The sequence below is a fragment of the Lacrimispora sp. genome (assembly GCF_032078915.1).
Taxonomy (GTDB): Bacteria; Bacillota; Clostridia; order Lachnospirales; family Lachnospiraceae; genus Lacrimispora.
Genome location: NZ_DAMAUN010000156.1, coordinates 1 through 7,439, shown reverse-complemented (window position 1 = coordinate 7,439; position 7,439 = coordinate 1). Strand labels below are relative to the sequence as shown.

The window sequence follows — 7,439 nt, the reverse complement described above, 5'->3', positions numbered from 1 at the left end:
CAGAAGAAACGGGTCCGCAGGATTGTTCTTATCTGTGGTTTGGGCTTTGGAACCGCTCAAATGGTGAAAAATAAAATCATGCAGAAGTTTGATGTGGTGATCGAAGATGTGATTCCTTATTATAGGCTGGATACTTATGCGGATAATAAGAATATCGATTTATTCGTATCAACAGTCCCTGTTAAAATAAATACAATCAGCAATGTGGTGGAGGTGAATCCGCTGCTTACAGAGCAGGATGCAGAAGCTTTGATAAAAGCAGGAATGGTCCGTGCAAGCAATGATTTATCCACTCTGATGCAGTTAATAGAGCAGAATGCAGTGATAACCAATCGTCCCCGTTTAGAAAAAGAACTAAAGGAATTAAATGGAATCAGAGATTTGAAACATTCTAAATATGAGATTTTATTAAAGTATCTGCCTGAATGCAGGATCCTTGTCAATCAAACTTATAAAAACTGGCAGGAAGCCATTGATGCGGCAGGCGGTCTTCTGGTAGGAACAGATTGTGTTTTGCAGTCCTATGTGGAAGATATGATCAATAATATCAAAGAGTTCGGCTCTTATATCACCATTGGCAATGGAATTGCCCTGCCTCACGCCAGAAATAAGAATAATGTGAAAAAAACCGCATTCAGCCTGATTACATTAAAAAAGCCGGTAGTATTTGATAATGGGAAAGAGATCGATACGGTTATCAGCTTCTGTAATGTTGCAGGCAATGATTATACAACAGCACTGACGGCTCTCATGGAATTAAGTGAGAACCAGTCCTTCCTGGATTATAAAAAGAAGGTGGAAACACCAAGCCAGCTATTGGATTATATAAAAAATTTAAAGTAGGTGAGTGAAATGAGTATTATCAATGAAAAATGTATTGCATTAAGGCTTGATGCCTCTGACGCACAGGAGGGGATTGTAAAAGCCGGACAGGTGCTTCTTCATGAGGGGTATATCAGGCAGGAGTATATTGATGCAATGCTGAAAAACTTCGAAAAGAACGGCCCTTATTTTGCCATTGCACCCGGTTTTGCAATGCCTCACGCAAGGCCGGAGGAGGGGGTCATTCAATCAGGAATATCCTTGATCACCCTTGAAACCCCGGTTTCTTTTGGAAGCAGCAATGATCCGGTGAAGCTGATTATGGCACTTGCAACCAGCAGCGATAATGAGCATCTTGAGTTTATGACGAAAATAGCCGGACTTTTAGGAAGGGAACATGTAATAGAAAGGTTGTATCAGTGCGTGACGGCTGATGAGGTCATGTCAATCATAAACAGCAATTAAGCAAAGGAGACGAAAATGATGAAAGTATTAGCAGTTTGTGGATTGGGTATGGGATCCTCCCTTATCCTTCGGATGAATATTGAGGATGTGTTTAAGGCAGAGGGAGTAAAAGCGGAGGTGGAACACAGCGATGCTTCTGCAGCAAGCGGTGAAGCGTGTGATTTCATTGTTACAACAAAAGAAATTGCACAGTCCCTCCAGAACCCGAGGGGAAAAGTAATTATTCTTGATAATTTTATAGACAAAGAAGAAATTAAACGAGTTTTAAAGGAGAACCATGTTTTCTAATTACAAACGGAGGAGGTTTAAGTATGGCAGTAGTGAATTGGATCGCAACTAATATTTTTGGGAATGCTGGCTTTTTATTAGGAATTATCGTTATGTTGGGGTTAATTCTCCAAAAGAAGTCATTCAGCCAGACGGTTCAGGGAACGATTAAAGCGATCATCGGTTTCCAGATTATCGGAATTGGTTCAGGGATTGTAGTTTCCTCTTTGAACGTTTTCCAGCCTATGTGGGCTGAGGTGTTTGGGCTGGAAGCACAGAGTCTTGGCAACTATATGGGGCAGAATGATTTTGTTCAAAGATTCGGTACCGTTGTTACCCTTTCTATGACATTCGGATTTCTGATCAATGTGCTTCTGGCACGTATTACAAAATTTAAGTATATCTATTTAACCGGTCATATGATGTTCTGGACTTCTCTTATTTTCGCAGGAATTATTTTTGATCAGAATATCAATGCAAATACATTTGCAGTAACTGCATTTTTATCAATTGTACTGGGCGTTTACTGGACATTACAGCCTGCTTTGACACAGCCTTTCTTAAGAAAAATCACGGGAAATGACAGTGTGGCACTGGGGCATACATCAGCTTCCGTTGCATTTTTAGGCGCAGTGGCAGGCAAATTTGTAGGGAATAAGGAAAAGAGCACAGAAGACCTGGTGATCTCTGATAAATGGGGATTTTTAAGGGATTCCAATATTGTTACCGGAATTACGATGGCAGTTTTGTTCATCATTGGTACCGTCCTTCTTATGATTAAAAATACAGAGGGTGCCAGAGAAATTCTTGTAACCTCAGGAGATACAAGCTTCATCATATACTCCATATTAACCAGTTTACAATTTGCAGGCGGTATAGCGGTGGTACTTTTCGGAGTCCGCATGTTTATTGGTGAGATGGTACCTGCTTTTAAAGGAATTGCTACGAAAATCGTTCCAGGTGCAATCCCTGCCCTTGATGCACCCATTGTTTATCCCTATGCGCCCAATGCGGTTATTATCGGATTCCTTGGAGCATTTGTGGCAAGCCTCATCTGGCTTGTGGTTTTAGGAAATACCGTAGGCTATGTGTTTGTTCCCACGATGATTGCCATTTTCTTTCATGCTGGAACAGCAGGAGTTTTTGGCAATAAAACAGGTGGAATCAGAGGGGCGCTGTTTGCAGGTGTGATTACGGCAACTGTCATTGCAATCGGCCAGTATGTTATGGTGACATTCCTGGCTCCAACGACTGTTCCTGATGTAGTAATGTGGGCGGCTGATTCCGATATGTTTATCATTGGGCCGATTATCCGGTTCATTGCCGGCTTCTTATTCTAAAAAAATATGATTTTTACCTGCATAGCCGGAGTTTTTCAAAAAAAACTTACGGCTATGCGTTCCCGTAGAATTCGCGGACAGACAGGAGGAATTATCATGAGTTTTGTCAGAACGATTTTCGGTGATATTTCACCGGAGGAAATGGGAATTACCTATTCCCATGAGCATTTGTTGTGCGTACCGCCTTATTGGAAGGAGAGAAATGCAGATGACCTGCTTCTTGATGATCCGGAAAAGACAAAAGGAGATATGCAGGATTTTAAAGATTTAGGCGGCCGTACCATTGTGGATGCAACTGCCATTGACTATGGAAGAAATGTTTCCGGCGTTGCAGAACTGGCGAAAGAGCTGGATATTCAAATCATTGCGACAGCAGGGTTTAACAAGTCCTTTTTATGGGATGCAAAGCTGCCGGAGCATTTAATTCCTATTGTAGGAAATTATCATACTTATCAGGAGTGGATGGAACAGGCAACCGTTGATCAGCTGACGGATCACGTGATCCGTGAAGTTGAGATAGGGCTGGAGGGAACCCCTTACAAAGCAGGGCAGGTAAAAACCGGTACAGGCTATAACAGCATTAATCCCTTAGAGGTCAAGACCATTGTGGCGATCGCAGCAGCCCATCATGAGACAAAGGCCCCTGTCCATCTTCATACAGAAGCAGGAACCATGGCGCTGGAGCAGATTGAGATTCTGGAGAGGGAAAAGGTGGACTTAAGCCACGTTTCCTTTGGACATATGGACCGGAACCTGGATTTATATTATTATGAGAAAATTTTATCCCATGGAGGATTTTTAAGCTTTGATGGACTTGGGAAAATAAAATATGCACCGGAGTCTGCAAGGATTCATGTAATATTGGAGCTGTGTAAAAGAGGGTATGAAGATCACCTTTTGATCAGCCATGATCTTGCCAGAAAATCCTATTACAGGAATTACAGCTACGGAATCGGTTTAAAATTTATATTAGACAAGTGGATTCCCAGATTCATAGAGGAAGCAGATGCAGCAGGCTTAGACGGAAGGACTCTGGCAGATAAATTCCTGAAAGGCAACCCCAAACGATGCTTTTCCTTTCGATAGGAGGGGAGAAAATGAGCAATAAAATGAATGAACTGGATGGGATATCAATCAGAGACTTAATTCCAACCCATGATATCGCACTGCTCCCCTTAGGAGCTGTGGAAGTCCATGGCCCACACCTGCCCATAGGTACGGATTCCTTTCTTGCAGAAAAGCTGTGTGAAAAGCTTTCTGAGCGGGTTCCTTCCCTGATTCTTCCTGTGATTCATTACACCCAGGTTTGGAGTCTGGGAGAAATGAAAGGATCCGTCAGTATCAGCAATGAGCTGTTAACACAGCTGCTCTATGAAATCCTGTTGGAAACAGAGCGGAATGGTTTCCGTATGGCTGTTATGATCAATACCCATCTGGGGAATAACGGTGCCATAAAAGAGGCGGCCAGGAAGGTGCTGAAAGAAAGACCGGACTTTAAAATCCTGTATTTCACCTATCCAGGTGCAGGAGAAATTCTGGGAGAAGTAATGGGAGCAGGCAGCTTTCACGGTGGATTTTTCCATGCAGATGAAATTGAAACTTCTTATATGCTGTATTTGTGCAAGGAACGTGTGGACATGTCAAAAGCTGTCAATGAAGCCCCAACCGTACCTGAGCTCATAGACGTAACACCCATCCGGTGGAGTGAATTTACTGAGACTGCGGTTATGGGGAATGCAAAAGATGCAACAGAGGAGAAGGGCCGTAAAGTCATCGAGTATGTACTTGAAAGAATGGTTTCTCTCATCGAAAAAGCAAAGGAGAGGTGATCCATGAACGGTATTAAGACTTATTTTAAAAATATTGAACGGATTCTGGATTCCGTACAGGAAAGCCAGGGAGAGGCTATGGAAGCTGCGGCAAAGTGCCTTGCAGATGCAATCGGGCAAAAGCGTTCCATCTATGTGTTTGGCTGCTCCCATGGAGCTATTTTATCAGAGGAAATGTTTTACCGTGCCGGCGGCCTGGCTGTGATCAATCCTCTGTTTAATCCATCTCTTATGCTCAATGTCCGCCCGGTTACTCTGACAAGCAGATTTGAAAGGCTGGAAGGCCAGTCAAAGGCTCTTCTTGAAGAGTCCAGTGCAAAAGATGGGGATGTGATTCTCATTCATTCTGTTTCCGGAAGGAATGCAGGAATTGTGGAAATGGCTCTGGAAGCCAAAGCCAGGAATATGACTGTCATAGGAATTACCAATATGGCATATTCTGAGAAGAATACTTCCCGCCACAGCAGCGGAAAAAGACTTTTTGAACTGTGTGACATCTGCATAGACAATGGGGGAGAGTTTGGGGATGGCTGTGTTGAAATCAAAGGAATCCACGAAAAGGCAGGAGCAACATCCACGGTAATCGGAGCATCCATTGTCAATGGTATCTCCGTCAGGGCCGCTGAAATTCTGGCGGAAAGAGGAATTCAGCCGCCTGTCCTTCACAGCGCAAATGCGGATGGAGGAGATGAGATCAACAAGAAAATTTATGAAGAATACAAAGACTGTATTCACTATTTATAAAGGGAGTAATTTCAGATAGAGTGAACTGCTGCGGGCCGATTTGTTTATGCCTGCAGCAGCTTTTTATTGGGAAAATAGAAAGAAAAACGATTATTTGACGTTTGTTAAAAAAACATGATATAATAGGAAAAGCTGACAGAAACTATATCTGATGCATATTATAGAGCGGCGAGGAAGACGGAATGAATCAGAACCGGGGAATTAACCAGGACGTGACACAGGAGATGAATCGATCTCTCCTTTTGAAAAGTTTAAGAAGAGAAGGCGTATGCTCCAGAGCACATCTTGCAGCACTTACGGGGCTTAAACAGGCGACTGTGACCAATATCATGAAGGATTTTCTAAACTGGGGAATCGTAAAGGAGGTTGGTTTCTTAAACGGCAGTAAAGGGCGCCGGTCCATTGGAGTCTCCATTAATCCTGACGGCTACCGGGTCATCGGCGTGCGGCTTGCGAGAAAGCATTACAGCGTGGGACTATTTGATCTGACAGGGAAACAGATTGTGAAGGAGCGGGTGGATTTTGAGCCGGAAAAGCAGCCCGGTGCGGAAGAAATCTTAAATCAGATTGCGGGGCGGATGCGCCTGTTGATTCAGCAGTATGGAAAGGACTCTGTGCTGGCTGCGGGGCTTGCAGTGCCAGGTCCATTTATAGCGAAAAAGAGCCGTATTGCGTTGATAACGGGTGCGGATATATGGAAAGATATTGAGTTGAAGGCGTTTTTTGACAGGGAGATGGATATCCCGGTGTTCCTGGAACACAACGCCAATGCCGGAGCCTATGCCCATATGTGGGATTTGAAGGAGGCCTATCATGATGATATTCTGGTTTACATTGCCGCCGGTCAGGGGATCGGCGCAGGAATCGTGATGAATGGCAGAATCTACGAAGGGGCGCTGGGGACGGCAGGTGAGATCGGGCATATGACGATAGACAGAAACGGGAAACCATGTGCCTGCGGAAACAGAGGCTGTCTGGAACGCTACGCCTCCTCCCTGGAACTTATAAAAGCAGTGTATGGGGAACGTGCCGGCATGGAAGGCTGTAATTTTGAGGATTTGGAGCAGCGGATCAGAAACGGTGATACAGCCGATACAGAGCATTACCGCAGGGCATGTGAGAGTCTTGGCGTCGGAATCATAAACATTATCAATGTGATTAACCCGGACCGGATCATTATCGGTGATGATATGGCACGCCCCAATCCGGACTTAATGGAGCAGACTGTGCGGGAGACGGTGCAAAAGGGAATCCTGCCTGATGTCTGGGACGAGCTTACGCTTTCCATCAGTGCGTACCAGGGAGATCCAATCCTGACCGGTGCGGCGATCGTGGCGATCGACAGGGTCTTTGACAGTCCGGGACAGTTTATATAGAACTGAATATTGAATTATGCTGAAGCAGCATTAAAGTCATGGAACGTTTGTGCGTAAGATGACTTTGGTGCTGTTTTTTTGTTTGCCGATTCAGCAGGAAAAGATATAAAAAAGCAAATAACCTATTGACATTTTTGCAAAAGATGTTATTGTTTAATAGGATATATTGATTAAATGAATTAATACATAAAATGAAAATAATATTAAGGCCAATGAAAGGGGAAAGAAAAATGAAATTTTTTGTTGACACAGCGAAGGTAGAGGATATTAAAAAGGCAAATGATATGGGGATTATCTGCGGGGTAACGACGAACCCGTCACTGATTGCTAAGGAAGGCAGAGACTTTGTGGAAGTTATCCGGGAGATCACTTCGATTGTAGACGGACCCATCAGCGGAGAAGTGAAAGCTACGACGACAGATGCCAAAGGAATGATCGAAGAGGGGCGTGAAATTGCGGCAATCCATCCGAACATGGTTGTTAAAATCCCAATGACTGTCGAAGGCTTAAAAGCGGTGAAGGTTTTGAATGCAGAGGGAATCAAAACTAATGTGACTCTGATTTTCAGTGCAAACCAGGCGCTTTTAGCAGCACGC

At 43.9% G+C, this 7,439-nt stretch carries 9 protein-coding genes; all 9 read left to right on the top strand.

The window, feature by feature from the left end; all coding sequences use genetic code 11:
* Window positions 1-843 (top strand): PTS sugar transporter subunit IIA (locus RT269_RS29195; protein ID WP_313187989.1); only part of this gene is annotated, 843 nt, incomplete at its 5' end.
* A 9-nt stretch (window positions 844-852) separates the two neighbouring features.
* Window positions 853-1,287: a PTS sugar transporter subunit IIA gene (locus RT269_RS29190; protein WP_313187987.1), complete on the top strand. Its 435-nt coding sequence runs from the start codon at window positions 853-855 to the stop codon at window positions 1,285-1,287.
* A 15-nt stretch (window positions 1,288-1,302) separates the two neighbouring features.
* Window positions 1,303-1,575: a PTS sugar transporter subunit IIB gene (locus tag RT269_RS29185; protein ID WP_310579568.1), complete on the top strand. Its 273-nt coding sequence runs from the start codon at window positions 1,303-1,305 to the stop codon at window positions 1,573-1,575.
* Between the two features lie 23 nt (window positions 1,576-1,598).
* Window positions 1,599-2,894, top strand: coding sequence for a PTS ascorbate transporter subunit IIC (locus tag RT269_RS29180; RefSeq protein WP_313187985.1), 1,296 nt, complete (start codon window positions 1,599-1,601; stop codon window positions 2,892-2,894).
* A gap of 96 nt (window positions 2,895-2,990) precedes the next feature.
* Complete coding sequence (locus RT269_RS29175; protein WP_313187983.1) at window positions 2,991-3,980, top strand: phosphotriesterase family protein; 990 nt, start codon at window positions 2,991-2,993, stop codon at window positions 3,978-3,980.
* An 11-nt stretch (window positions 3,981-3,991) separates the two neighbouring features.
* A complete protein-coding gene (locus RT269_RS29170; RefSeq protein ID WP_313187981.1) occupies window positions 3,992-4,723 on the top strand; it encodes a creatininase family protein in 732 nt (243 codons plus the stop codon).
* A gap of 3 nt (window positions 4,724-4,726) precedes the next feature.
* Entirely contained in the window at window positions 4,727-5,467 is a 741-nt protein-coding gene (locus RT269_RS29165; protein ID WP_313187978.1) for an SIS domain-containing protein, read from the top strand.
* A 182-nt stretch (window positions 5,468-5,649) separates the two neighbouring features.
* Complete coding sequence (locus RT269_RS29160) at window positions 5,650-6,843, top strand: ROK family protein (protein ID WP_313187976.1); 1,194 nt, start codon at window positions 5,650-5,652, stop codon at window positions 6,841-6,843.
* Window positions 6,844-7,073: 230 nt separating this feature from the next.
* A partial coding sequence (locus RT269_RS29155; protein ID WP_313187974.1) for a transaldolase family protein occupies window positions 7,074-7,439 on the top strand: 366 nt, incomplete at its 3' end.

Excerpts from the sequence above, each read along its gene's own strand:
- RT269_RS29190 (WP_313187987.1), top strand. The coding sequence starts at position 853 with ATGAGTATTATCAATGAAAAATGTATTGCATTAAGGCTTGATGCCTCT.
- RT269_RS29185 (WP_310579568.1), top strand. The coding sequence starts at position 1,303 with ATGATGAAAGTATTAGCAGTTTGTGGATTGGGTATGGGATCCTCCCTT.
- RT269_RS29180 (WP_313187985.1), top strand. The coding sequence starts at position 1,599 with ATGGCAGTAGTGAATTGGATCGCAACTAATATTTTTGGGAATGCTGGC.
- RT269_RS29175 (WP_313187983.1), top strand. The coding sequence starts at position 2,991 with ATGAGTTTTGTCAGAACGATTTTCGGTGATATTTCACCGGAGGAAATG.
- RT269_RS29170 (WP_313187981.1), top strand. The coding sequence starts at position 3,992 with ATGAGCAATAAAATGAATGAACTGGATGGGATATCAATCAGAGACTTA.
- RT269_RS29165 (WP_313187978.1), top strand. The coding sequence starts at position 4,727 with ATGAACGGTATTAAGACTTATTTTAAAAATATTGAACGGATTCTGGAT.
- RT269_RS29160 (WP_313187976.1), top strand. The coding sequence starts at position 5,650 with ATGAATCAGAACCGGGGAATTAACCAGGACGTGACACAGGAGATGAAT.